Annotated in this window: 1 protein-coding gene and 1 pseudogene; one reads left to right on the top strand and one right to left on the bottom strand. The window is 62.0% G+C overall.

The annotated features are described in order from the left end of the window. Positions 1-263: pseudogene (locus D6877_RS17260) on the bottom strand (MFS transporter); the annotation flags it as partial. Between the two features lie 98 nt (positions 264-361). Between D6877_RS17260 and D6877_RS17255 the strand changes: the two are divergent. After that, the gene (locus D6877_RS17255; RefSeq protein WP_130911556.1) at positions 362-1513 is read left to right on the top strand and encodes a family 2 encapsulin nanocompartment cargo protein terpene cyclase; all 1152 of its coding nucleotides are present in this window, start codon (positions 362-364) and stop codon (positions 1511-1513) included. The last annotated feature ends 98 nt before the right edge of the window (positions 1514-1611 follow it).

The following is a 1611-nucleotide window of genomic DNA, read 5'->3' as shown; positions in this document are numbered from 1 at the left end:
CCACCGGTCAGCGCTGCGATCGGCAGCACCCGCCCCTGCCCGTAACGGTCCACCAACCGCGATACCTGCGGCGCGCAAAACGCCGTGGCCAAAGCAAAAGTCGCCGCCACCGCACCCGCCAGCGCATAACCGCCGTTCAACTGCGCAAGCATGGTGATCAGGCCAATGCCGGTCATGGAAATCGGCATGCGCGCCAGCATCCCGGCCAGTACAAAAGCACGGGCACCGGGGGCGGTGAACAATTCGCGGTAGGGGTTTGCCATCGATTGCAGCCTCATCAGGGGCGGCCAAGTTGCCATAGGCTTGAATGCCGTGGAAGCGCGCAATTGTTGGTGGAATGTGAAAGCCCCTGATCTTTCCAGTGCTGAACAACGATGACCATTGGTCGAAAACCAACGCTGACCTGTCAGACCTGACAGGTGCGCTTCCTTGTCGTTTGCGCTCTGATGAGGCCTTGGATCTTCGCGTATCACCGTGGAACCCTGTACACGCACTCAGGAGCCTCGCCATGGACGAATCGTCAATGCTCGTCTCACCCGAAGCGGAAAAGGCGCCGTGGGCCGTGCCCGCCCTGTATGGCCTGGCGCCATTTCGCAACGACGCCGTGCTGGCGGCCCAGGTGGATGATCGGCTGACGCCCTGGATCGAGCAGGTGGGGATTTTTCCAGGGCGGCACGACAAAGTCCGCGCCATGGGTTTCGGTCGCTTCGCCATGCTCTGTCATACCGACACCGATGAGCCGGATCGGCTGCTGCTCGCCGCGCAATGTTTCGCCGCGCTGTTCGCCGTGGACGATTACTACTGCGACGATGAGCGAACCGGCTCCGAGCCGAGAATGGTCGGGCCGCGCCTTTCCCTGGCGCTGGCGGCGCTGGAGCCGGTTCACTTGAGCGCACGGTTCCGCCCGGGGCTCGAGCAGGCCTTGAACAGCGATCCGGTGCTGGTCGCACTGCGGGCCTATCTGAGGCGGGTCGAGACGCTCGCGACCGCGGCGCAGGTTGCCCGAGTACGCCATGAAATCATTGCCATGTTCGTCACCATGACCGCCGAAGCGGCCTGGCGGATCGAAGGGCTCACGCCCGCGCTCTGGGAATATCTGGCTCAGCGTCAGGTCAACAGTTTCCTGCCGTGCCTGTCGCTGATCGACATCATCGGCGGGTATGAATTGCCCGCCAATGTCTACAGCGCTCCCGAGGTGCGCAAGGTCACGACGCTGGCCGCCAGCGCCACGATCATTGCCAATGATCTGTTTTCCGCGCTGAAGGAACAGCAGGCCGGTATCGGCGATTTCAATCTGCCTATGTTGCTGATCCAGGAACAGGGCTGCTCCCCCGCGCAGGCCATGGCGCAAAGCGCTGCCGTTCACGATGACATCATGCATCTGTATGAGGCGGCGGAACGGGCGGTATTGCCGCACGCCTCGCCGCTGCTCAAACGCTATCTGCGCGGAATCAAGAGCTGGCTGGCCGGCAACGTCGAATGGCATCGCAGCAGTGGCCGCTATCAGCTCTGAAGCTGGCGAACTTTTCATGGTTGCAGATGAACTCTCGCCACAGGCCATCAGTCAGCTACTTAAGTCTCTTGAACCAAGGCGCGAATCGTCATGCAGAT

The organism is Pseudomonas sp. Sample_9, assembly GCF_004307535.1.
Classification (GTDB): domain Bacteria; phylum Pseudomonadota; class Gammaproteobacteria; order Pseudomonadales; family Pseudomonadaceae; genus Aquipseudomonas; species Aquipseudomonas mercuritolerans.
Note: the sequence above shows the minus strand (reverse complement) of the source record. Positions and strands in the feature narration are given on the sequence as shown.